Source organism: Zarconia sp. (genome assembly GCF_057467645.1).
The window spans coordinates 16,912-38,256 of the sequence record NZ_JBRJXU010000171.1 but is presented as its reverse complement, the minus strand read 5'-3'; the positions used below and the strand labels follow the sequence as shown (position 1 = coordinate 38,256).

Genomic DNA, 21,345 nt, shown 5'->3' with positions numbered 1-21,345 from the left:
GCCTTGACCGAAACCTCCCGAACTTCCAGACCACCCGTTGTTGTCTAGACTCCCGCCAGAACCACCCGCAGCACCTAATACCCAGCCATTCAAACCGCCGCCAGAACCACCACTACCCCCGAACTGTTTCTTGATTCCACCCGAACCGGCCGTTCCGGTTGCGTTACCGCCAATGGCGCGACTGGAACTGAACGCGACGTTATCGGTTGTCACCGTCCCGGACTCGAGATACAGCGCGCCGCCAGCACCCAAACCGCCGCCGCCACCGCCAACCCCATCACCGCCTTTTGCTAAGCCATTGGCGAGGGTGAGGTCTTGGAGGATGACGCTAGCATGATTTTTGACGACCAGCAGTTGATAGCTATCTTGACCGTCGATTTTGTAGCCGTTGCCCTCGATGGTAACGCTTGAAGTGATGTGGGGGAGGGCGCTGGTGAGGGTAATGTTGGTCGATAGCTCGATTTCCCGTACCCCACTGGAAATGGCACTGCGAAGGGCAGCCTCGTTACCCACGGCAATTAAAGTACCTTCGTAGGCCGCGAGGGTTTCCAAATGCAGTGCCGATTTTGCCTCGATGTTTCCCGTGCGATATTCGAGTTCCCAATCCCCGCCGAGATTGGCATTCCCAGTTAAATCCGTGGAAGCGGCCACGTCTGCCCCGGTGAGTTCGGCAATTTGCTGCACGAAGGTTTTGCCGAGATCCCCAGCGGCTACGTTACAACCAAACAGCAACAAGTCGCCGTCTGCGGATAAAGACCCCCCCAACCTCGCACCATGGCTTCGTACTGCGCCAGGGTGGAATCGTTCAACTCGACATTTCCCAGAAATAGGCTTCCTTCGTTGCCGTGTCCGATCACCTGCACGCTGGCGAGATTTTGATGGGTTGCCAGCACTTCAGAAATCCGGGCAATCCCGTTTTCGGTGGGGTCGATGCGGACGACCTGGGTTCCCGGTTCGACTTGAGAAGTATCGATTTCCATGCGGGAATCGACGAAAACAATGTTAGCCGGAGAAGAGGTAGAATTCATGGTCAATATCGATTATTTAAGGTCGGGTTTTACCAATTGCGATCGCCATCGAGCCACTCCAATACGAGTGACGCGCCAGCGAATTTTCTCCTCGTTATAAATGTCGAGGAGGTTACTAAAAATAAACAGTTTAAAGCTATCCAAAATTTATTCCGGATTAATTATAAATAAAGCTTAAAACTGTAAAATAAATTAGAAATTGAACCAAAACAAAAATGCAATCGCGTAGCGTTATCTCAATCGAAACTCAAAGCAATGAGACATATTTAAATGAAGAAGATAAAAATATTTCAGTCGCAAGCCCTATTTTAGAGTTTTAGAAATGATATCTAAAATTAAGAAATCGACTGAGATATTCAGAGTTATCTCAGGTTTGAATTTCAACTTATACCGTTTAATTTAACTCAGCCCGATCTCGATCGACTTCAGTAATTTTGCGGAAGGATTATTAGGTTTTAAGCTCGCTTAAATTAGAGCGAAAAAATTTACAATATCTATATTTTTTGGAGTGGGGATCGTGTTAACTCAGCCAAAGCACGATCGAATCTAGCGATTTCATTCGCTACAGCACTGACTCCAGGGAGCAGCATCGAACCGCTACGGAGTTCGATAAGTTTTTGTAAAATTTGTCTTCGATACAGACTCAACGATAGCAATATTTCGAGCGTTTCTCCGATTGTAAGGAAGTTTTATACGTGAAAATACATAAATTTCACGCCGAAAAAACAAGATTCAATAAAAAGACGTAGAAAACCGTAATTTTACTGCACTCGATATATTCCAGAAATCTCTAAAAAACCAGCGACATATTAGCAAGAGAGTCGTGAACTCTCGATCGCGTTTCTCGAATGGATGAGGCACGAACGATTTTCCTGAATTTCCTTGAAACAGAGGGGTTTGAGATTCAACATGTGCCCTCACCCAGTTGAGAACCGCTATAGACCAACCTATTTTTTGAGTCGAGGGACAAACAATATGATGACTTCTACAGATTTATTGAATGCTCAAGCAACGATTACCTTAGAGGAAAAACAGCGACGCCTGGCAGATTTTCTCGCGATCGGTTCGGCAAAGTCAGGAACCAGCACATTATTTCTCTACCTCCAACGTCACCCGCAACTGTATTTGCCTAGATGCAAAGAACCCAACTTTTTTGGGATGGATGAGAACTATGGGAAAGGCTTAGATTGGTATTCTTCGCTGTTTAGCTCGGCACAGCCCCATCAATTGTGTGGAGAAGCTTCGACCGATTATGCTAAGTTTCCCAAATTTCCGGCAACGGTACAACGTATTGCCCAAACGATACCCCATGTTAAGCTGATTTACATCATGCGACATCCCGTAGACCGGGCTTACGCATATTACCGTCATGTCAGTCGCCCATCTAAAGTTTGCGAAACATTTGAAGAGCATATCGCACGGACGAACATCTGCCTCGAAAGTAGCAACTATATGATGCAGATCGAACGCTACCTGCAATTTTTCCCCAAAGAATCTTTTCTATTTTTGCTGATGGAAGATCTCATCGAGCGTCCGGAACGAACTTTACCTCAAGTTTGTCGTTTTCTCGGTATTGACAATATCGATCTCGTCAAGGGAGAGCCCATTTGTGCGAACAACTCCACTCGATTTTTCCAAGACATACTACGCAAACGAGTGACTGCCCCTTTACGCTCGATTCCGATCCTGGCTAAGATCGCTCAAAGCTTTCCCCAGTCTTGGCGCGATATCGTGTATGGGATGTTAAAGCGTTCGTCTTACGGTAAGTCCGTCGCCCAGGCATATCAAACACCTCCCATGTTGCCGGAAACTCGTCAAATGCTTCTGGAGCATTTCCGCGAACCCAATCAACGGCTTGCCGAATTTCTAGATCGCGATTTATCCCATTGGGAACAATAATACAGCAGTGACATACTCCCGACGCTAATCTGATAGGTCGCGGCTTGCGCCACTCCTCAGATATAGCGCGGGCTTCTTACCAACACCACCCCACGGTTCGGTTACTCGGTAAGCTTTATTGACGACACGGGATGCCCCTCCGCACCGGTTCTTTCATTGAATTTGTTTGAGTTAACAGGCGGCGATTAGCACTTATTGGTTTTACCTGCCTTGGGTATTATATCCGACCTGCCATTCATGAGCCAGTGCGGTCTTGGGGTGTCCCCAAGTAGAGCAACTGGCGTCCCGACGCTCATTTGATGCGACGCGGAATCTTTGATTCCTTGAACCGTCGCCAAATAGAGCGCGGGGCGAAGCGTAGCGGAGGGTGCTGGCAGGCTAGCTCAGCCGGAGCGCGGGACTCTCCTTTGGAGAGTCCCGCGCATTTCACGTTACTAAGCGAAACGGCAATGAGTCATTCTATTTTTTCTCCCAAATCCGATATCTCTGACCTACGATCGCCCCAATAACCGCTCGAATAACGCGGCCCTGGCCTGTTCGCGATCGTCGAAGTGAATCTTCTCCGTCCCCAGAATTTGATAGTCCTCGTGCCCCTTCCCGGCAATGAGCACCCCATCCCCCGGTTTAGCTTGCAAAATCGCCGTCCGGATAGCTTCGGCGCGATCGGCAATCACCATCGGGTTGACCGCATCCGGTATCCCCTCCAACACATCTTCTAAAATGCGATCGGGATCTTCCGTACGCGGGTTATCGGAGGTGACAACGGCAACATCCGCTAATTCTGCGGCAATTTTACCCATTTGCGGGCGTTTGGTACGATCGCGATCGCCCCCGCAGCCGAACACGCAAATCGTCTTCCCAGAAATAAACGGTCGCGCCGCCTCCAACAAATTCTTCAAACTATCGGGGGTATGGGCGTAATCGACGATGGCACTGATATCTTGGTCGGGACTCACCCACACCCGTTCCATCCGCCCCGGTACGCCGGGAAACTCGGGCAGTGCGGCGACGATCGCTTCTAAGTCTACTCCCAAATGCAAGGCTGCCCCTACCGCTGCGAGCATATTTTCCAAATTGTATTGACCCACCAACGGCAACTCGAAGGGAGAATTTCCCATTGGCGTATGCAGCATCCCGCGCACCCCGTTCGGTTCGTAGTGCAAATCGCTCGTCCGCAGGGACGCTTCGATTTCGCGGGTACTGTAAGACCAAACGCGATCGTTCCCCAGGGCGACAATCAACCGACTTCCATAGGGGTCATCGGCATTGATAATCCCTCTCCCCTTCAGATACGTCTCGTCAAACAGCTTCGCCTTCGCCTGGAAATAATCCTCCATATCCCGGTGATAGTCCAGGTGGTCTTGGGTCAAATTCGTAAACACCCCCACCTCAAACTGGCAACCGAGCACTCGATTTTGGGCGAGGGCGTGAGAACTGACCTCCATGGCGGCGATTTTTGCCCCGGCCTCGGCGGCATCGGCAAGTTGTTTCTGCAAATCGACCGCAAAGGGGGTGGTATGGACCGCCACTTGCTCGAATCCCGGCCAGCGGGCGTAAAGCGTTCCCAGCAGCGCTGTGGATTTCCCCCCTCGGGCGAGTAAAAATTCGATGAGGTGCGTCGTCGTTGTTTTGCCGTTGGTTCCCGTCACCCCCACCAAATCCATCTTCTGGGCGGGATAGCCGTAAAAGGCATTCGCCACTTCGGCACAGGCAACGGTCATATCCGCGGCCGTGAGAATACAAGCCTCGCCGATCCCTTTTTGTTTGGCGTTGAGGGCGGCTACTGGAGAAATCATTGCCGCAACAGCCCCAGAGGCGATCGCGCTTTGCCAGAAATCTCCCCCATCTACGCGGGTTCCCGGCATCCCCAAAAATAAGTTTCCCGGTTGGCAGGCGTGGGAATTCGTACACAGACCCGTGACTTCGGCATCGAGTGCCGGATGCTCGGGTACGGATTCCAACCCAGTTACAGTAGCGATCAGCTCGCGCAGTTTCATAGAGTTACCTGTTACAGATTGACTCACACCATGTTATTGAACTTATTTTGCCTCAGAATCGGCTCGATACTTCTGTAACATTTTTGCCAATTGTGCGACAGACGCGCGGGGAGAAGGGCGCGGAATCGGTTGTTCTCCTTGGAACAGAACAGGCACTTCGTACTGGTAAGCTCGGAACCACTCCTCGCGGGTGGTAATATCCCGAATGTCGAGGGTGATGCCTTCAATTTGTTCGAGTTTTTCTTGCAATCCTTCGCACAGGTGGCAGCCGGGTTTGCTGTATAGGGTTAGATGCATGAGATTTGGCAATGGTTGGAGAAGTTTAGATTTTAGATTTTAGATTTTAGCCTTAGTTCGGGATAAGAAGCAGAAAAACAGGTCCGCTGAGAGCGACTCAACCATCCACCCTGTCTTTTGCTGGAGTTTCGCTTAAATCCGTTTTCTGACCCAACTCATCCTGCGCCAGTTGATTCTGTTGACGCGATGAATGTTCGATCGTCATGAGAAGGATTTGGGCTACGCTACACTCTGCACTCAAAAATATCTAGAACCGCAGTAAGCTCCAAACACATTCTTTCCTCAGTCCATGAAAAACCGAACTGGAATCCGTCAGCGCGAACTTTGCGACCTCTTGGGTCTGGATTATAAGACCGTCGCTCGAACCGCGAAACAGCTTGGTATGAGTACCCATGCTTATCTGCAACAAGAGACAGGCTGGATACTCAAAAACGAACTCTACTATGCTCCGCCAGCCGATAGCTAAGCGATCGAGATGGGAATTTTCGCGTTTGGTGAATAAATAATCCAGGCTAGATTTCCCTCCGAGATCGACGAATCGGAGTATATTCGTTCATAACCGTTTCGATCGCGTTTTGTGGTGGGGGAGTGGCATAATTTGACTCAAAGCAAACCTCAAACCGATGGCATTTGGCGACTGGTTCCATGCTTAGAAGCATCCGGTGCCGTTCAAATGGCAATCGATAATTGGCTGTTAGAGCAACATCGACGGGGTTTGCATCCTCCGAGTTTGCGCTTTTATACCTGGTCGCCACCAGCCATTTCTCTGGGTTACCACCAGCGTGAATGGCCCTCCCACTGGCAAGGGTTAACCTGGCAGGGAAAACCGGTAGAGTTGGTGCGCCGTCCCACGGGCGGACGGGCGGTGTTGCACCAGGGAGATTTAACCTACGCCATCGCCCTCTCAGGTATCAAAGGCAGCCGCATCCAGGTTTACGAGAAGATTTGCCAGTTTTTGATTCGCGGTTGGCACAGCCTGGGGGTACCCCTCCACTACGGAAAGGCAGGTAAAAGCTATACCCGCAGTGCAAATTGCTTTGCCACGGCGACGGGGGCAGATTTGGTCACCGATGCGGGAGTGAAGTTTATCGGCAGCGCCCAATTGCGACGGGGGAATGCGATTTTGCAACATGGTTCGATGCGCTTGCATCCGGATGCCGAATTATTCGCGCGGGCGTTTGGGACAAAAACGGACTCGGCGATCGCGCCAGAACCGATGGGTCGCAACCTTTCAGTCCGCGAGATCGTTGAAACCCTCACCCGCACCGCCCGTGAATGCTTTGAGGTGGAGTTCGTCGAGCGCTCTTTCGACGACACCGAGTGGCAAGCCATTCTCAACTGGCCACCTGCATCCCTACCACTTCCATCAGTTGTCGGGGATAGTCGATCGCCACATCCGGATTGCGTGCCACCAACGCCGCCGAAGAGTTGAATCCCCAACTGACGGAGATCGCTTTGACCCCGACTTTTTTGGCCGCATCCACATCTCGGGTTTCATCACCGACGTACATTAGTTGTTCCGGCGCGAGGGCTTGTTGCTGGAGAATCTTTCGCAGAACTTTATCTTTGCCAAATAAGTGAGTCCCCGAATAAACAAAGTCGAATAAACTTCCCATCTGATTCTTTTGTAAAAAATCTGAAACATTATCTTGGGAATTTGACGTCAGGATTCCTAAAGAAAGTCCTTGAGCTTTTAATTCTTCTAAAACGTCCCGAATTCCCGGAATGGGTTGTAAGACACTAATTTGCTGATTTAGCTCCTTTTTGACTCGGCGCAGTAAAAACGGGATTTGCCACAGGGGTATTTGCGAGACTTCCATCAGTTCTTTTGAGTTTAAGTCTCTGTATTTAGCAACATCCGTGGGACTCGCTGCCCGGTAGCCAAATTCGGGCGCTAAATTGTTGATAATTGCCACGACGGTGTCGAGGGTATCGGCAATCGTGCCGTCAAAATCAAACACCATTTGTTTAACCCCTTCTAAGGGTTCGATGGTGGGCTTGAAATCCAGAGAATTTGAACGCTTCATCATTTTTAAATGGATAATTTTGGATTGAAAACAAAAATCTCTCTCATCATTCAATGCAGACTGAAAAAATCCACAAAAATTTGAATGGAGAGACGATCGAACCCGATAATCAAGCAAGTATCGGAGCTGAAAGTTTTATGAGTTAAGAGATCTTTGCTCGGCTACAGGATGCCGAATGTAAATAGAGACAGTTCGACGATTTCGAGCGGAGAAACTCCCGATTCCCCTCTCGTCTCGAACAAGAGATTAATTCCGTACTGACTTGGTAATTCGATGGAGCATCAAGGTAGAATTGAAGCGTCATCGTTCATCAATTTAGACCTCGACGACTCTCGAAGGTTGTCAACTCGAATCAGTTGAAACAATTGCTTGTCGCTTTGGCTGTGTGTTTAATTATACTGTAATTTTTCCAATGCAAGCATTAAGCATCCATCACGTGGCGATCGTTTGCTCGAATTACGAGAAATCAAAGCATTTTTATACTCAAATTTTAGGGTTTGAGATCCTTCAAGAAACCTACCGAGCGCAACGAAACTCTTACAAGTTAGATTTGCAAGGGGCAAACGGCGATCGCCTCGAACTCTTTTCCTTTCCCGATCCGCCGGAGCGCCTCACCCAACCGGAAGCTTGTGGCTTGCGGCATCTGGCATTTGCCGTTACCGATCTCGATGGCGCGGTGGCTGAGTTAGCCAGCCTGGGGGTGAGTGTGGAACCGATTCGGCTCGATGAGTTGACGGGTAAACGTTTTACCTTTTTTCGCGACCCCGATTGCTTACCCTTAGAAATGTACGAACAATAAGTATACATACACTAATAGATAAGTCAATATATATTACAATGCGATCGAAATTACACCAAATCTTAACCTAGATCGAGCAAACTTGAGGTGAGAGATCGTCAAATTTTCAGTTGGGGTTGCAGCGCTACATCCGTTCCCGATCTCTCGAGCGTACCAAGCCAACTCAAAAAAGGGTCACTAAATATCATGATGTCGAGCGTTTTGGACTTACAAGCAACAACGCCGCAAAACCTAAGATCGCTCCGAAAACTCTCCCGAATTATCACCCTTTCTCAAGGTCAATTCAGCCTCGTTTTAGCCTGCTGCAACCAACCCCAGCTGTCCCATTACATGACCGAGGCGGCCCGTCAAGCCACTCCCGTCTCGATCGAAGAATTGGTGATTCCGCCTTCGAGTCAAACCCTTTACAGCGTCATCCGCGAACAATTAGGTGACACGCAACCTCAAGCATTAGCCGTCTTTGGCTTGGAATCGGTGAAGCCAATCGATTCCGTTCTCAGTTCGGCGAATATGATGCGCAATGAGTTTGCCAAGCAGTTTTCCTTTCCCGTCATTCTCTGGATGGACGATCGCATCCTCGTCAAACTGCGGCGAGTAGCCCCGGATTTGAGGAATTGTTCTGCCAATCCCGTTCGATTTGAAGCCGTCTCCTCAGACTCCCATCCCTTCAATCTTTAGGTTTTTATTGTTTTTATTGAATTCTGACCATCTTTACTGGCACTGTTGACGAAGAGTTTGGCTCGTACCGATAAAATTCAGTCGTCACATGGAGTGGAATGCTAAATGTCAAAATCACCAGCTTTCATCGGCTTTTGAGTCCATCACACTTTTATCGCACTTTTTACCCTAAAGAACGTTCGAGTTCGGCTTTCGCTTCGTACACCGCTCGCACGTTATACCAATTGAGAAAAATACGGGCAAATTCGAGAGCCAGTTGAGGTTGGTCTCGAGCGATCAACCATTGTAGAACCGGTCGCGCGGTGCGTTCGTCAAGCCATCCTCCCAGGGAGAGGATTCCCCACAACACTCGATGCAGTAGGGTCATTTGAATCATCATCCGCACTTCCCAGGTGGGATGTTTTTGGTAAAACACGACCCCCATGCGCGCTCGCTGTCGTTCGCGATCGATAATTTGCGGCAGTCGATCGAGGGTAAATGCCGGATTCCAATGATATCCCACCGCTTCGGGACATTTCACCAGTTTTAACCCCAACTTTTTCAGGCGCACCCCCAACTCTAAATCCTCCCAACCGTAGAGATAAAAGCGCTCGTCGAAAAGTCCGGCTTTCTCCAACCAATGCCGAGAAATGGCGACATTTCCCGTGGCAAAGTACGCCGCTGAAAAATCCGTAATTTTGTAGGGTTCCTCCGTTGGATGTTCGAAGTTATTGGTATTAATCACCGCCCCGTAGGTAAACACGCGATCGAATCGTTTCTGCCCCCGTTGCAATCCATCGGCATGGGCTTGTAAAAAGGTTTCCGTCACCACTAAATCGCTATCGATAAAGACGATCGTATCTCCTTTGGCTTGCCGTACCCCCAAATTGCGCGCGGTGGCCGGTCCTTGATGGTTTTGGGGGTACCAATGCAATCGAGAAAAGCGTTGGGCGTAGGCTTCAAGCCAGATTTGCGTTTCATCTGTCGAACCATCATCAACGACGATGACCTCATAATCTTCAATGGCCGTTTGCGGCGTAAATCGCTGAGATTCTAACGCTCTCAGACACTTTTCTAATATCGGTTTGCGATTGTAAGTCGGGATGACAACGCTCAAAAACATAGAGTCAGATCCGAGTCGAAAAATAGAGAGATCGTGACGATCGCCATGGAAACAAGGTGTGAATTTCAAGTGGGTTTCGATCGAGGGAATCGCGACCGAAAATTGCCGATTTTTTCCCGATTTTCCCGGATGCAGAATCACTGGCTTCGATTCCGACGAGCCACGAACAGGCCGCGAGTCTAAGACGTGGTGCCACACACAATGTGAAATTCGCGTGTATTATAAAGTATAGGTAACCATATCCTGTAACCCTCTATGGTTTTTAACCCCGAATTCTTCAGCTCCGATACAGAAGATCGCCAAGTCAACCAACTGCTCAAATATCTGCAAAATCAACCCCCAGAAATTCTCGCTCACATCGCCAAGTCTGCCAGTCCCGAGATTAAAGATATAATCTCGCGGAACGTACAGGGACTGGTGGGAGTCTTACCGGCAGAAGGATTTAACGTCCAAATTGCCACCGATCGAGAAAATATGGCAGGAATGCTGGCTTCTGCAATGATGACGGGGTACTTCCTGCGGCAAATGGAACAGCGAATGCAACTCGAACGAGGCTTTTCCGGTTCGGTTCCCTTTACCCCTAATGTCCCGAAGGATACCGGTGCGCCTTTCCCGACGGAGGAAACGGGTTACTAGGGCGTGTCATCAGTTAGAAAAGGGTGGACCCGACAGACCCAGGCATAGTGTGTATTGTGTGAGTTCGTGATGGGGATGCGATCGTAGCTTGAAGGTGCGATCGCTCACGTGACTTCTACCTGGATTATTCATGAGCCGGTGGGGAAGGTGCGATCGCCATCTCAACGATCGGTGAGTGGGTTGAATGAGAAAAAATACTCAGTGCGATCGCTCAAAAACGCCGTGGGTGAAGAAATTAGAGATACCCGACCTATAGCCTGGAAGGAATAATCCAGGTTAACCCTCTCACAACGGGGGCAACGGAGTATCCCATCGGTGAGTGCTGGTAAGATGATGGTAACCCATAAGGAGAGACCGAATGCGTCGATATGCCTTGCGTGATGACCAATGGGAGAAAATCAAGGATTTCTTACCCGGACGAGAAGGCCACGTAGGAGGAACAGCTCCCAACAATCGCCAGTTTGTAGAAGCTGTGTTGTATCGATATCGAGCGGGAATCCCATGGCGGGATTTGCCCGAACGGTTTGGAGATTTTCGAGTGGTGCATACAAGATTTAGCCGTTGGAACCGAAGTGGAGTCTGGAAAAAAGTCTTCGAGGAGTTAGCCCTGGATGCAGACAACGAATATGGGATGATTGATGCGACCATTGTCCGAGCCCATCAACATAGTGCTGGTGCTCCCAAAAAAACGGTGACCAAGCCATTGGTCGTAGCCGAGGCGGATTGAGCACCAAAATTCACGCCATCTGCGATGCTCTCGGGAATCCCACAGGTTTTCACCTCACGGTCGCTCAAGCCCACGATTTGGACGGTGCCGATGTTCTGCTTGAAGACATCGAGTTTCAAGCCCTGCTGGCGGACAAAGCCTATGATGCTCATGAGCGGGTGCGTCAAAAACTCGAGTCCAATGGCTCCGTAGCAGTGATTCCCTCTAAAGCTAATCGGAAAGAGCAATTGCCCTATGACCGACACCTCTATCAAGCTCGTCATCTCATCGAAAACTTTTTTGCCAAACTCAAGCAGTTTCGAGCTATTGCGACCCGCTACGATAAAACCGCTCGGAATTTTTTGGGGGCTATCTATCTGACGGCTTCCGTGATTTGGCTTAACTGATGACACGCCCTAATATCCTTAGAGGCAAATGTTCGTGAATTCAACAATCGATTGCGATCTCTGAACTCACAGATATTCAGAGATCGGGTATGTGCTGGCAAAATTCTTCAGTCGGTTGCACCGAGCGAACGGTGACTTTTGCTCCCGATGCGATGACAAACTCGCTTGCCCCCACTTCAGAGCGGACGCGACCCCAGTCGTAAGTATATCCCAACCGCGTCCACGGGTAACCGTTTGCCCCGTAAGAGGAGAGCATCAATTCCACGATCGAACGTTTATGTTCGAGATCCGCCTCTTCGGGAAACTGTCGCTGGCAGCTTCGATCGTCAATTTCTGGATCGGGACAGGGGCGCCATAGGTCCTCTGGAGAAATCCACAGTTCGACAAATTTAGTTTTGCCGTTGTGGGGGGGTAAGCCGAGATACTGCTCCAATCTCAAGGTCAGACTGGGAGGAGCGAAGTCGAGACTTTGGCAAAAGTTCTGTACTTGGGGGGCAGGGGTTACCCAAACCGGACGATCGAGATCCAAGGGGGTACCGACAAGGGCGTCGTAGCCATCCCAGTCCGTCCACGTCACCACCAACACATCTGACGCCTCAGACCAAATGAGAGCGGGATTATCTGGATCGATCGCCCAAAGGTCGTGGTAAATTTCCGTCTCCTCCGCTTCCCGAGCATCTTCGATGGCGCGCCAATAGGAACGCTGCAATAACGTCTCGAAGATCGCCTCGATTTCCCGTCGTGGAGCAGTTTCCCTCAGAAAGTTTTCCGGTTGTGCCCAGCTCCCGAGAGGCACGAGTAACTCCCCGAAGACTCCAGCGAGTGCTAACCCTAAGCTAAAAATAGACCGATTTTGGAGATGGCAACCCATATTTTCCGGTAATTTTAACTTTTTCCCTCAAAGCCCTGGGGTTGGTCGAAGGTGCGTGGTAATATTAACATCAAAAATTCTCCAGCCCCAAACCGCAAAAATTTCCTCCCTGAGAGAGATCGGCGCGCGACCGACGCGCTGCTCGTTAGGGTTCATCTTTCAGTGCTATGAGTCGAGATTTATTCGCCCGAATCGCGCTCGCCCAAATTCCCAAAATTCTCACGTTACTCGATCGCAATCCCCACAGTCCTACTTACGGTTGTTTCGATCGCAACTTTTGGCACTACAAAATTATCGATTTCCCCAGCGGCATGTCCCAGGAGTTCGTCTGGCCCCTAGCGCTGGCTTACCAAACGAATCTCCCCGATAACCCGTTTTACCAACAAGATGCGATTCGAGATGGGGTCGAATCCGGTATCCTCTACGCCGCTCGCAGCGCCCATCCAGACGGGTCTTGCGACGATTACTTTCCCTACGAACGCGCCGCTGGTGCTGCGGCTTTTTCCCTGTTGGCCTGCGTGGAAAGTTACCAGCTTTTGGAGCTTGAAAACAAGGAAGCCCTAGAATTTTTCGAGCGGCGTGCGGATTGGCTGGCCCACCACGAAGAAAGCGGTCAACTCACCAACCACCAAGCCTTAATCGTTTTGTGCTTGGAACTGGTGGGGCGATTGCTGCAAACCTCCAAGTGGAAGCGAGCGAAACTGCGCCGGTTCGAGCGCGTTTTGGACTGGCAAAGCGAAGAGGGTTGGTTTCCCGAATACGAAGGGTGCGATCCGGGTTATCATACTCTGACGCTGTGGTGTTTGGCGCGGCTGGAACGAATGCGATCGCCCTCGGACCCTCGCCTGCAAGACGCTCTCGTGAGAGCAGTGGAACTTGCGAGCCTCTTCATCCATCCCGACGGTTCCTACGGAGGAGAATACAGCAGCCGCAACACCTATAACTTCTTTCCCCACGGTTTCGAGTTGGCGGGACGCTGGATTCCCAAAGCTCTCGCGATTAACGATTTATTCTTACAAGGTCTCGAAAACGGTCTGGCACCTTGCTACGCCGACGACCACATTATCGGACACCATACTTGGAACTACCTGCTCGCATGGCTCGATTTTGTCGAAGAGCGTCCGGAAACCCTCTCCCGTCCCCTGGGGCAAATTTGGTTGCAAGAGGCGAACTTGTTGATTATCCGCCATCCCTCTGAGGCAGTCCAACCCGAGAAAGGGGAAGAGACTGAGGACGCAGAAGATACCGAAACCCCGAAACCGTCTCCCGTGACGGCGGAAGGGGCGATGGTGGAACTGTATGTGGCGCTCAACAAAGGGGGGACGTTCAAACTGTTTCGCGATCGCCAATTGGTAGCTTCCGATACTCAGTTCTCCCTACAAGTTCGCCACCGGGGCAAACTCAAAAATGCCGTCGGTCATCTCATCGCGCGCCCTCAGGTCAGCATCGAAAAAGATGAGATTATTCTCATTGGGAAGTTGGGCTGGGCAAAGCAGCAACAGATGACGCCGCTGAAAATGACGATCTTGCGCGGGGTGATGTTAACCGGTGGACGCTTTTTTCCTAATCTGATTCGCAAAATCCTGCAAGCAATGCTGATTACTGGCAAACAAGACGCGCCATTTCACTTCACTCGCACCTTCCGCTGGGAAAATGGCTACTGGCAGGTGAGCGACGAACTGTTTTCTCAATCCAAATCTTGGCGAAACGTGGTCAGGGCTGGCATCGGTTGCGCTCAAACGTCAATTTACATTGTGATGAGTCGAACGTTTCAACTGGGACAGCTTCTACCTTGGATCGATTTAACCGATCGCGTTCGAGAACTATCAGAGGGGCAGTCCCTGCGATTCGATCGAAAGCTTTAACACTCCCCCGCGCGCTCAACGGGGGATTCTGGGTTCTGTAAGGGTTTGACTGTTCTAACATTACGTCAGTTTTGCTACCGCGACTTCGCCGGGATGCCGACGACCGGTGACGTTCGGGCGGCCGTCTTGCCTCTTGAAAGCGAAGCGACAACACTGGCTACATTTCTTTGCTCTCGAGCAAAGTACTCCATCCCCATTCCCCATTCCCCATTCCCCGCCCTCACCTGAAACAGTCTTATCCAAAACTGACGTTAACATTGAACGCTGTCTAAACTCCAATGGCGATTGCGATCGGTTTAATTCTCCCCCCCAGCGGCGGCCCCAATTTTTTCCCACCGAGCAATATTCCAAGTATTGCGATCCCAAGGGGTGAGTTCGACGCCAAGCAATTTATGGCTCACGCCGATGGCATCAGCGCGATGCACCAACGGAATCACCGCCACATCTTCAATCAACACATCGTTCATTTGTACGAATAATTGCTGGCGTTGGCTGGGGTCGAGTTCTCGCGTTGCTGCCTCCCACAGCCCATCGTATTCAAAATTGCAGTAGCGGGAAAAATTTTGTCCCGACCAGTTATTTTCGGGAGTAGAACGCTCGTTGCAAGTATAGGTTTTCATGTAGGTTTCCGGATCGGGGCTGGCATTTCCGGTGGTAAACATTTGCAAGTCCGCATAGAAGCGAGCGATGGTATCGGTATTTCCCGGTTCTCCGGAAAATAGAATACTCGGATCGATGCTTTTGAGTTCGACCTCGATGCCTAACTGAGTCAGAGATTGTTTGATAATTTCTTGGGTTTTTTGTCGAGTGGGATTGACGGAGGTTTGAAAGAGCATTTTCATTTCCACCCCATCGCGATCGCGAATTCCGTTATTATTCGTATCCACCCATCCCGCTTCATCTAACAAAGCTCCTGCTTTTTCCAAATTAAATTCGTAGCTGGTATTGCCAGAGTTATAGGATTGGGGCAATAACAAAAAGTTGGCAACGGGTTTGCCCATGGTTCCGTAGAGTTGGGTGGCGATCGTATCGCGATCGATCGCCAAGCTCAAGGCTTGCCGAACCAAGGGATCGGTTAAAAAGGGGTGGGGAAACTCGAGACTCGATCGATCGCCCTCGGCAGTCGCTTGATTCGGATCGGTTTGATTGATGAGGATTCGCTCTGATAGGGGGCCGAAATTTGCAACCACGATCCCTTTACCCCCCGTTTCGAGTTCTTCGAGAACCCTGGGTTCGACCTGAAGGTTATCGGCATAATCCACTTCTCCCGTTTGTAAGACCGCTCGGGCCGCTGACGTGGCATCTCCACCCCCTTTGAGTTCGATCCTAGAGAAACTGAGGGTTTCGGCTTCTCGGTAAAAGGGATTGGGTTCGTAAACGACAATATCCCCCGGTTTAAATTTCGCGACCCGGTACGGCCCGGTTCCGACGGCCATCAGATTCGCTGGGGCTTCTCGCGAGTTCGCACCGTTATAGTCTTCAAATAAATGCTTGGGTAAAATCAACCCTTCCGAACCGACAAACGGTAGCGACCAAGCTGGGGTGACATCTCGAAAAATCACGACGACCGTCAGATCGTCGATGGCTTCGACGCGATCGATATTTTCGTATACTCCCGCATTAGTGGATGCCACCTCGGGATTGGAGATGAATTCGTAGGTAAATACCACATCTTCGGCAGTCAAAGGTTTTCCATCGGACCATTTGAGATCGGGTTTGAGCGTCCAGGTAACGGAGAACCCATCCTGACTGAGTCCGCCGTTTTCCACCGTCGGAATTTCAGCGGCCAGAAACGGTATCAACTGACCCTCGCCATCGTAGCTTGCGAGGGGTTCTAGGGTGATGCGGCTCGCTTCGGAGTCTTTAAATCCCGTGGAGAGATGGGGATTGAGAATGGTTGGAGCTTGCCAGTACAGCATCTTGAGGACGTCTGGTGGGGTGCTGGCAATGGGATTGCCCTGGGGACATCCGGTGAGTAACGAGGCACTCAGCAGCGGCAATAGATATCTCAGACAAAAGGGATGAGGGATTTTAGACACGCTAGCCTGTAGATGGATAAACATCAAAAGAGTCACCTAAAAACTTACCAAAAATCTTGGGTCTAAAGCCTCGCCGTTCTAGGGCGGCTTTTCTGATATGCTCAGTTAAGTGGACAAGGTAATCAACCACTCTAAAAACCTAGCTGTTGAAAGACACAGCGCGCGCTGAACCTTGGCAATTGAATTTTGGCGGTTCTACTGCATTGTTCTAGCTTCCTCCTAGCAGTGGGTAAAAGATTCATAGGAACTAGACACACAGCATTTGAGGGCAAATAGCTCTTTTCAAAAAGAACTCGCAATCTGCGAATAGGGTAGGGCATACCCAAATTAACGCTTGGGGAGAATCCCACCTCTGAGTTAGGCAACGCTTGGAACTTAATTTAAGTGGTTTCGCTGAACCAAGAATCCCCCGTCATTCATATGGGGGAGTGTCAACCCCCTCACTTCTTTCAGGCAAGTAATTAATTCGTCTGGAACGAGCCTAATCCGCGTGTCAAAATCGATCGCGGAAGTATTGGCGATAGAGTTCGCAGCGAGGTTCCACCGCTTTCCCCTGCCAACGGAGCAATCCCAAGCGAACTAACTGACGAGCCACATCGAGGGGAAGTTGTACGGGTTGAGACGCATTGGCGGCAACAACTATCCCTCGGGCCAGTTCGGGATGCTCTTGAAGACTCAACCAATATTTACACAGATAGTTTCCGTACAATCCGCCTTCACCCGCAGATGTTTGCAACAGTTCATCGAGTTGGAGATTGGGGGAGGAAGTGAGAGTTGAGAGGGTGAGTTGCACCAAGCCGGGATGACCGCCCAGGATGGCCATCAGTCGATCGATGCGCGAGTCTTGCCACTTGAATCCATTGCGTCGCACCAACTCCCCAACCTGTTGCCGGTTAAATTCGGGTAAATCGACGAGGGTGCCGATGTCGATCTCGAACGGTAAGGTCGCCGATACTGGGAGGAGATAAAATTCGTAGCTGTGGGAGATGACTAAACGCAAGTCATTGGGGCGATCGCTCCGTTGATGGTCTTCGTGCCACGCTTGCAGTAAATTCAAAAAATCTGTAGCGATTTCGGGATAGGCAAACAGGCGCTCGAGGTTATCTAAACCTAAAACCAGGGGTGCGTCGATTTTGGCGAGCAGGTATTCTTCAAAATAAGCCTTGCAACTGGCATTGCTACCCAGGTTGCGATCCCAATATCGATCGACTTGATGGTTGCCCAGGAGGAATTTGCCGATACTGGCACAAAACCAACGCAAGAACCGATCGAGATTGGCAAAAATTTCCCGATCGGCTAGCAACAGGTTGAGGCGTGCCGTATAGTAGCCGGACGCAGCAGCCCGATCGAGAATGCGATTGAGCAACCAAGTCTTACCTATCTGACTCGGACCTCGGATGCGCAAAAAGGCTTGGGGTTCGCAGATGGCGCGATGGCACTGGGATTCGATGGGCGGTCTGTCTACATAGCGTTCCGATGCTAAGCTCGCTTTTGGTGATTTTTGAGTGGGAGTGCCGAGCAGTTCGGGTCGATACCGAGCAAACAATGCAATCAGATCGCTGCGTTTCGATTTGCGAGGACCTTTGGATGCAGTTAAGCCAAAGGTTTGACAAATGGATGAAATTTGTTTGCGAACCGTTCCCGGTTCAATTTCCAAGGACTTGGCGATCGCGACATCGGTTTCTCCATGAAGAAGCTTGAGCAAAACTTGTTTGCGTTTGGGGGAACGTTGCAATCGATCGAAAGCGATGGCAAATTCGATTTTATCCATACAACTTGAGTCCCTTAGCAGGGTTCGAGAGCGAGCGTGATGGAGCATCTAGGTAAATTTCCTTGGGATTCTATATGTTTGAGATGTCCGGAGTCAGAGCGATACGTTGTCAGCTTGTACTCGGACGCGCGAGATTTAACTCGCTCCCGATTGCCTTCTTTTCCCTGCAAGACCGGTCAACAGACCCAAAAACTACCGTTGGGTTGACTTCAAGTACTTGTCAACCCCGAACCGTCTCCAACTTGTTTGAACCCCCTAGACCGTCCGCAAATTCTCTTTTCAAACCCCTAGAGCGATGCTCTAGTTCGAGCGCTCGAACCTAGAATTCCATGGATGGACGCTGGCTCGGTTAGCGATCGTCAAAGGCTTGCCATATCTGAATTTGAGTCATCTATTTATAACAGAAATTAGCATGGTGTTAAAAATAAGAGAACCGATCGGTTGTTGGGACTTGCCTTCGATGTCGGCGTATCTCATGCGCTCGAATCCGATCGCCCAGCGGGATGACATCGAGGTAGAACGAGATTTCCTCGGCAGTTTGCACTTGGCTCTAAAATACAAAGCAATAACAAAACAATTCCCAAGATCGCCCTTTGAAAGGAAACTCAAATCGCAAAGACCCGTGCGCTTCCTTTTGGGATGCCAGTCTCTTGAGACCGGATAAGTATCCGTCCTTCGCGCACTCGATGGCTCTCCTCTACGTGCGGGTGTTCTGACGCTCGTCAACGAGCATCACTTCAATTCGGGAAAAACGATCGGCATCCCAGTATAATTTACTCGCTCGGCGCTGAATATTCCGGAATATTCAAAAATTCAATCCGGAGAATGCCACAAAGCTCATGTATATTGCTTTAGGGGTGAGCTTTGTATTCATTTGAATACTTTTACGAACACAACTCGGTTGCACGACGCATCGACCCCGATTAGAGTTTGGGCTTAGTGGTTTGCGACTGAAGATCGAAACTCCCATGCTGCGTGCGGGAGTTGTTGGGGTAGACAAACAGATGCACCCACCGATGCAATCGAGTTGGCTGACGATCGTTTCCTTGGGGTAAGAGATGACGGATCGAAATAGGAGCGATCGAGTCAGCACGAAGTTTCACAATTGAGAATGTCATAGATTGTACCCGCAGACGGTCGCCAACCGGCGATAAATTGGCGATCGCATTCCTTGCTATTGCCCTATGGGACAACCGATGCTGGTTCGGTTGAAAACGTCGAGTGGGTCAACGACTCATGGCTCGCGATCGCCGACTTCCCGTCGGGATTTCGAGTCCAAATCGTACTAGGTGATACACACATGAATTTTCAACATTTTCAAAGCCCAAACAATCGTCCATCCAATTCTCTCGAAGCAGAGGCGTTAGCCTTCATTCACAAGTTGGCATCTCTCGATCTCGGACCGATCGCCTACAAACTGATGAATCCTGAAGACGGTCAGGGGTTGACTCAAGCCGAGGTGACAATAGCTCTGGTGCAGTACATGCGATTCCTGCTGTTGGTCTTTCTGTATCCCAATAGCACCCTCGTGCCGACACCGGAAATCGATCGGGTTTGGCACTATCACATTTTAGATACGGCGAAATATGCTGAGGATACGCAAATGTTATTCGGTCGCTTCCTCCACCATTTTCCCTATATGGGAGCGCGCGGTGAGGTCGATCGCCAGCAGCTCTATTTGAGTTTCGAGCAAACCCGGCAACTCTTCGAGGAGCATTTTAAAATGCCCATATCTCCAAGCCGATTGTCTCAAGCCAGTGCTTGTAAGCTGTTTAGCGGTTCCGAAGAAAATCGCCCAAGCATTTCCCTAAGACTCGATCCGCTTCGGGTATTATTCGGGCAATATGCTTAATGACAGCCGTGGGATAGATCCCATGGACTCGCGATAGACGGTAAGGTTGCGGTATCTTCGATCGAGTATTGTGTCGGGTCAACGAGATCGCGCTCTGGGCCCATACTCCCAATACCGCAGCCTTCGCCATCCCTGGGAAAGAAAAAAAGCTGGGGACGTCGCGGGGCAGAATTTGAGGCCAGAGCGATCTTCCCCGTTCCCCATCCTCACCTGAAACAGTCTTATCCAAAACTGACGTTAACAAAGAGGGTGCGAACGGCTATGACCGAATTCCATCGGACTCGAGTTCCCGATCCAAATTGTTCGATCGCACGGCTGTGGCAATTCCTTTCAAGAAACCCGCAATCGGGACGGCAATCAGAACTCCAAGCACCCCAGCCACCTTGGCTCCCACCAAGAGAGAGATCAGCACCCAAACTGGATTGAGTCCGATAAATCCCCCCAGCAGGCGCGGTGCGATGCCATTTTCGATCGCTTGCTCGACAATCGTCGCGGCCACAAGTACTCTGACCCCCAGCCAAACGCTTTTGAGTGCGGTCAGGACGCTAACCACGCAAATGCTCAAACCCGCACCAAAGGGAAACAGTGCCATAAACCCAACCCCCAATCCAAACAGCAACCCAAAAGGCACTTTCAACAATAGGAAGGTCAGCGTCATCGAACTGCCGACAATTGCCGCTAGGGAAGCTTGTCCGACATAGTAATTATGAAAACTTTGCCCTAAGAGCGGGCGAATTTGGGAACCGATGGGCTGAGGCAACCACTGACAGATCCCCTCCCAAACTTGTTCTCCATGTAAGAGGATATAGAACGCCAGCACAAATGTCAGCAGCAAATCCACCACGCTGCCGACGGTTCCCAAAATGGTATCGAGAATTTGCCCCACCAAAGATTGGAGTTGACCCGACAGGCGACCAGTCAGTTCTGCGATTAAACCGCTGACGTCAATGGGTAAATTGCGACCGGTCGCCCAATCGTTCAACGTTTGAAGCTGCTGCGTGCCCGATTCGATCCAACTGGGGAGGCGATCGGCCAAATCGTTAAACTGGCGCAGGGCAACCGGACCTAACGTCACCCCCAGAAGCACTGCCAACAGTAACGTTAACCCGATGGTTCCTAAAACGGCCCAACCCCGTTTGATACCAAAAGAGGTTAGAAATCGCACCGGATAGTTCAAGATAAAGGCGAGTAACGTGGCAGTGACTAAAACGATGATGAAAGAGTGAAAATACTCAAAAACCACCAGCAACAGCCAGCCGTTGAGGGCAATCAAGGGGAAGGCTAATCCCCAAGTCATCCAAGAGGGTAAAGCGATCGCCGGTTTCATTTATCTAAGTTGGAGAGAATTTTGAATTTGGAAGCGCAGAACTG

The 21,345-nt window shown here is 50.3% G+C and carries 22 protein-coding genes and 1 pseudogene; 11 read left to right on the top strand and 12 right to left on the bottom strand.

All coding sequences use genetic code 11. The features are described 5' to 3' along the window. The 3 genes and pseudogenes from AC2215_RS25620 to AC2215_RS25610 all read right to left on the bottom strand — a co-directional run. Positions 1–513: pectate lyase-like adhesive domain-containing protein (locus tag AC2215_RS25620; RefSeq protein ID WP_486812867.1), on the bottom strand; the 513-nt coding region annotated here is incomplete at its 3' end. A 66-nt stretch (positions 514–579) separates the two neighbouring features. After that, positions 580–980, bottom strand: a pseudogene (locus AC2215_RS25615) (DUF4347 domain-containing protein); the annotation flags it as partial. Positions 981–1,040: 60 nt separating this feature from the next. Beyond that, positions 1,041–1,172 (bottom strand): hypothetical protein, encoded by a 132-nt coding sequence (locus AC2215_RS25610; protein WP_486812865.1) that lies wholly within the window; start codon positions 1,170–1,172, stop codon positions 1,041–1,043. Positions 1,173–2,003: 831 nt separating this feature from the next. On the opposite strand from AC2215_RS25610, the gene AC2215_RS25605 reads away from it, so the two are divergent. Further along, positions 2,004–2,927: a sulfotransferase family protein gene (locus AC2215_RS25605; protein WP_486812864.1), complete on the top strand. Its 924-nt coding sequence runs from the start codon at positions 2,004–2,006 to the stop codon at positions 2,925–2,927. Positions 2,928–3,418: 491 nt separating this feature from the next. Here AC2215_RS25605 and AC2215_RS25600 read toward each other — a convergent pair whose 3' ends face one another. Together AC2215_RS25600 and AC2215_RS25595 are read right to left on the bottom strand one after the other, a co-directional pair. After that, on the bottom strand, positions 3,419–4,924 hold the full coding sequence (locus AC2215_RS25600) for a UDP-N-acetylmuramoyl-L-alanyl-D-glutamate--2,6-diaminopimelate ligase (protein WP_486812863.1): 1,506 nt from the start codon (positions 4,922–4,924) through the stop codon (positions 3,419–3,421). Positions 4,925–4,966: 42 nt separating this feature from the next. Then, positions 4,967–5,221, bottom strand: a complete 255-nt coding sequence (locus AC2215_RS25595) for a glutaredoxin family protein (protein ID WP_486812862.1) — start codon at positions 5,219–5,221, stop codon at positions 4,967–4,969. A gap of 289 nt (positions 5,222–5,510) precedes the next feature. On the opposite strand from AC2215_RS25595, the gene AC2215_RS25590 reads away from it, so the two are divergent. Together AC2215_RS25590 and AC2215_RS25585 are read left to right on the top strand one after the other, a co-directional pair. Then, the gene (locus AC2215_RS25590; protein WP_486812861.1) at positions 5,511–5,687 is read left to right on the top strand and encodes a hypothetical protein; all 177 of its coding nucleotides are present in this window, start codon (positions 5,511–5,513) and stop codon (positions 5,685–5,687) included. Positions 5,688–5,894: 207 nt separating this feature from the next. Continuing rightward, on the top strand, positions 5,895–6,653 hold the full coding sequence (locus tag AC2215_RS25585; RefSeq protein ID WP_486812866.1) for a lipoate--protein ligase family protein: 759 nt from the start codon (positions 5,895–5,897) through the stop codon (positions 6,651–6,653). Here the strand turns inward: AC2215_RS25585 and AC2215_RS25580 are convergent. Beyond that, the gene (locus tag AC2215_RS25580; RefSeq protein ID WP_486812860.1) at positions 6,556–7,251 is read right to left on the bottom strand and encodes an HAD-IA family hydrolase; all 696 of its coding nucleotides are present in this window, start codon (positions 7,249–7,251) and stop codon (positions 6,556–6,558) included. The genes AC2215_RS25585 and AC2215_RS25580 overlap by 98 nt on opposite strands. 409 nt (positions 7,252–7,660) lie before the next feature. On the opposite strand from AC2215_RS25580, the gene gloA2 reads away from it, so the two are divergent. Together gloA2 and AC2215_RS25570 are read left to right on the top strand one after the other, a co-directional pair. Further along, a complete protein-coding gene (gene gloA2 / locus AC2215_RS25575; RefSeq protein ID WP_486812859.1) occupies positions 7,661–8,047 on the top strand; it encodes an SMU1112c/YaeR family gloxylase I-like metalloprotein in 387 nt (128 codons plus the stop codon). A gap of 186 nt (positions 8,048–8,233) precedes the next feature. Continuing rightward, the gene (locus AC2215_RS25570; protein ID WP_486812858.1) at positions 8,234–8,725 is read left to right on the top strand and encodes a hypothetical protein; all 492 of its coding nucleotides are present in this window, start codon (positions 8,234–8,236) and stop codon (positions 8,723–8,725) included. A 163-nt stretch (positions 8,726–8,888) separates the two neighbouring features. Here AC2215_RS25570 and AC2215_RS25565 read toward each other — a convergent pair whose 3' ends face one another. After that, positions 8,889–9,827, bottom strand: a complete 939-nt coding sequence (locus tag AC2215_RS25565; RefSeq protein WP_486812857.1) for a glycosyltransferase family 2 protein — start codon at positions 9,825–9,827, stop codon at positions 8,889–8,891. A 255-nt stretch (positions 9,828–10,082) separates the two neighbouring features. Between AC2215_RS25565 and AC2215_RS25560 the strand changes: the two genes are divergently transcribed. From AC2215_RS25560 to AC2215_RS25550, 3 genes are all read left to right on the top strand, one after another. Further along, the gene (locus AC2215_RS25560; protein ID WP_486812856.1) at positions 10,083–10,463 is read left to right on the top strand and encodes a DUF760 domain-containing protein; all 381 of its coding nucleotides are present in this window, start codon (positions 10,083–10,085) and stop codon (positions 10,461–10,463) included. Positions 10,464–10,571: 108 nt separating this feature from the next. After that, positions 10,572–10,733 (top strand): hypothetical protein, encoded by a 162-nt coding sequence (locus AC2215_RS25555; RefSeq protein ID WP_486812855.1) that lies wholly within the window; start codon positions 10,572–10,574, stop codon positions 10,731–10,733. An 88-nt stretch (positions 10,734–10,821) separates the two neighbouring features. Further along, positions 10,822–11,576, top strand: a protein-coding gene (locus AC2215_RS25550; protein ID WP_486812854.1) for an IS5 family transposase whose coding sequence is annotated in 2 segments (ribosomal slippage) — positions 10,822–11,152 and positions 11,152–11,576 — 756 coding nt in all. Because the reading frame shifts where the segments join, the coding sequence is not laid out codon by codon here. A 76-nt stretch (positions 11,577–11,652) separates the two neighbouring features. Here AC2215_RS25550 and AC2215_RS25545 read toward each other — a convergent pair. Continuing rightward, positions 11,653–12,447: a hypothetical protein gene (locus tag AC2215_RS25545; RefSeq protein WP_486812853.1), complete on the bottom strand. Its 795-nt coding sequence runs from the start codon at positions 12,445–12,447 to the stop codon at positions 11,653–11,655. 167 nt (positions 12,448–12,614) lie between these two features. Here AC2215_RS25545 and AC2215_RS25540 point away from each other — a divergent pair, with 167 nt between their 5' ends. Further along, on the top strand, positions 12,615–14,312 hold the full coding sequence (locus tag AC2215_RS25540) for a hypothetical protein (protein WP_486812852.1): 1,698 nt from the start codon (positions 12,615–12,617) through the stop codon (positions 14,310–14,312). Positions 14,313–14,357: 45 nt separating this feature from the next. Then, complete coding sequence (locus AC2215_RS25535) at positions 14,358–14,540, top strand: hypothetical protein (protein WP_486812851.1); 183 nt, start codon at positions 14,358–14,360, stop codon at positions 14,538–14,540. Positions 14,541–14,608: 68 nt separating this feature from the next. Here AC2215_RS25535 and AC2215_RS25530 read toward each other — a convergent pair whose 3' ends face one another. From AC2215_RS25530 to AC2215_RS25520, 3 genes are all read right to left on the bottom strand, one after another. Then, positions 14,609–16,375 carry a peptide ABC transporter substrate-binding protein gene (locus AC2215_RS25530; protein ID WP_486812850.1) on the bottom strand — a complete coding sequence of 589 codons (1,767 nt, stop codon included), beginning with the start codon at positions 16,373–16,375 and terminating at the stop codon, positions 14,609–14,611. Between the two features lie 469 nt (positions 16,376–16,844). Next, on the bottom strand, positions 16,845–18,122 hold the full coding sequence (locus AC2215_RS25525) for an AAA-like domain-containing protein (RefSeq protein ID WP_486812849.1): 1,278 nt from the start codon (positions 18,120–18,122) through the stop codon (positions 16,845–16,847). A gap of 923 nt (positions 18,123–19,045) precedes the next feature. Next, positions 19,046–19,240, bottom strand: coding sequence for a hypothetical protein (locus AC2215_RS25520; RefSeq protein ID WP_486812848.1), 195 nt, complete (start codon positions 19,238–19,240; stop codon positions 19,046–19,048). Between the two features lie 182 nt (positions 19,241–19,422). Between AC2215_RS25520 and AC2215_RS25515 the strand changes: the two genes are divergently transcribed. After that, a complete protein-coding gene (locus tag AC2215_RS25515) occupies positions 19,423–19,974 on the top strand; it encodes a glycine-rich domain-containing protein (RefSeq protein WP_486812847.1) in 552 nt (183 codons plus the stop codon). Positions 19,975–20,233: 259 nt separating this feature from the next. On the opposite strand, the gene AC2215_RS25510 is transcribed toward AC2215_RS25515, so the two are convergent. Then, positions 20,234–21,301: an AI-2E family transporter gene (locus AC2215_RS25510; RefSeq protein WP_486812846.1), complete on the bottom strand. Its 1,068-nt coding sequence runs from the start codon at positions 21,299–21,301 to the stop codon at positions 20,234–20,236. Positions 21,302–21,345: the final 44 nt, after the last annotated feature.

Excerpts from the sequence above, each read along its gene's own strand:
- AC2215_RS25605 (WP_486812864.1), top strand. The coding sequence starts at position 2,004 with ATGATGACTTCTACAGATTTATTGAATGCTCAAGCAACGATTACCTTA.
- AC2215_RS25600 (WP_486812863.1), bottom strand. The coding sequence starts at position 4,924 with ATGAAACTGCGCGAGCTGATCGCTACTGTAACTGGGTTGGAATCCGTA.
- AC2215_RS25595 (WP_486812862.1), bottom strand. The coding sequence starts at position 5,221 with ATGCATCTAACCCTATACAGCAAACCCGGCTGCCACCTGTGCGAAGGA.
- AC2215_RS25590 (WP_486812861.1), top strand. The coding sequence starts at position 5,511 with ATGAAAAACCGAACTGGAATCCGTCAGCGCGAACTTTGCGACCTCTTG.
- AC2215_RS25585 (WP_486812866.1), top strand. The coding sequence starts at position 5,895 with ATGGCAATCGATAATTGGCTGTTAGAGCAACATCGACGGGGTTTGCAT.
- AC2215_RS25580 (WP_486812860.1), bottom strand. The coding sequence starts at position 7,251 with ATGATGAAGCGTTCAAATTCTCTGGATTTCAAGCCCACCATCGAACCC.
- gloA2 (WP_486812859.1), top strand. The coding sequence starts at position 7,661 with ATGCAAGCATTAAGCATCCATCACGTGGCGATCGTTTGCTCGAATTAC.
- AC2215_RS25570 (WP_486812858.1), top strand. The coding sequence starts at position 8,234 with ATGATGTCGAGCGTTTTGGACTTACAAGCAACAACGCCGCAAAACCTA.
- AC2215_RS25565 (WP_486812857.1), bottom strand. The coding sequence starts at position 9,827 with ATGTTTTTGAGCGTTGTCATCCCGACTTACAATCGCAAACCGATATTA.
- AC2215_RS25560 (WP_486812856.1), top strand. The coding sequence starts at position 10,083 with ATGGTTTTTAACCCCGAATTCTTCAGCTCCGATACAGAAGATCGCCAA.
- AC2215_RS25545 (WP_486812853.1), bottom strand. The coding sequence starts at position 12,447 with ATGGGTTGCCATCTCCAAAATCGGTCTATTTTTAGCTTAGGGTTAGCA.
- AC2215_RS25540 (WP_486812852.1), top strand. The coding sequence starts at position 12,615 with ATGAGTCGAGATTTATTCGCCCGAATCGCGCTCGCCCAAATTCCCAAA.
- AC2215_RS25530 (WP_486812850.1), bottom strand. The coding sequence starts at position 16,375 with ATGTTTATCCATCTACAGGCTAGCGTGTCTAAAATCCCTCATCCCTTT.
- AC2215_RS25525 (WP_486812849.1), bottom strand. The coding sequence starts at position 18,122 with ATGGATAAAATCGAATTTGCCATCGCTTTCGATCGATTGCAACGTTCC.
- AC2215_RS25520 (WP_486812848.1), bottom strand. The coding sequence starts at position 19,240 with ATGACATTCTCAATTGTGAAACTTCGTGCTGACTCGATCGCTCCTATT.
- AC2215_RS25515 (WP_486812847.1), top strand. The coding sequence starts at position 19,423 with ATGAATTTTCAACATTTTCAAAGCCCAAACAATCGTCCATCCAATTCT.
- AC2215_RS25510 (WP_486812846.1), bottom strand. The coding sequence starts at position 21,301 with ATGAAACCGGCGATCGCTTTACCCTCTTGGATGACTTGGGGATTAGCC.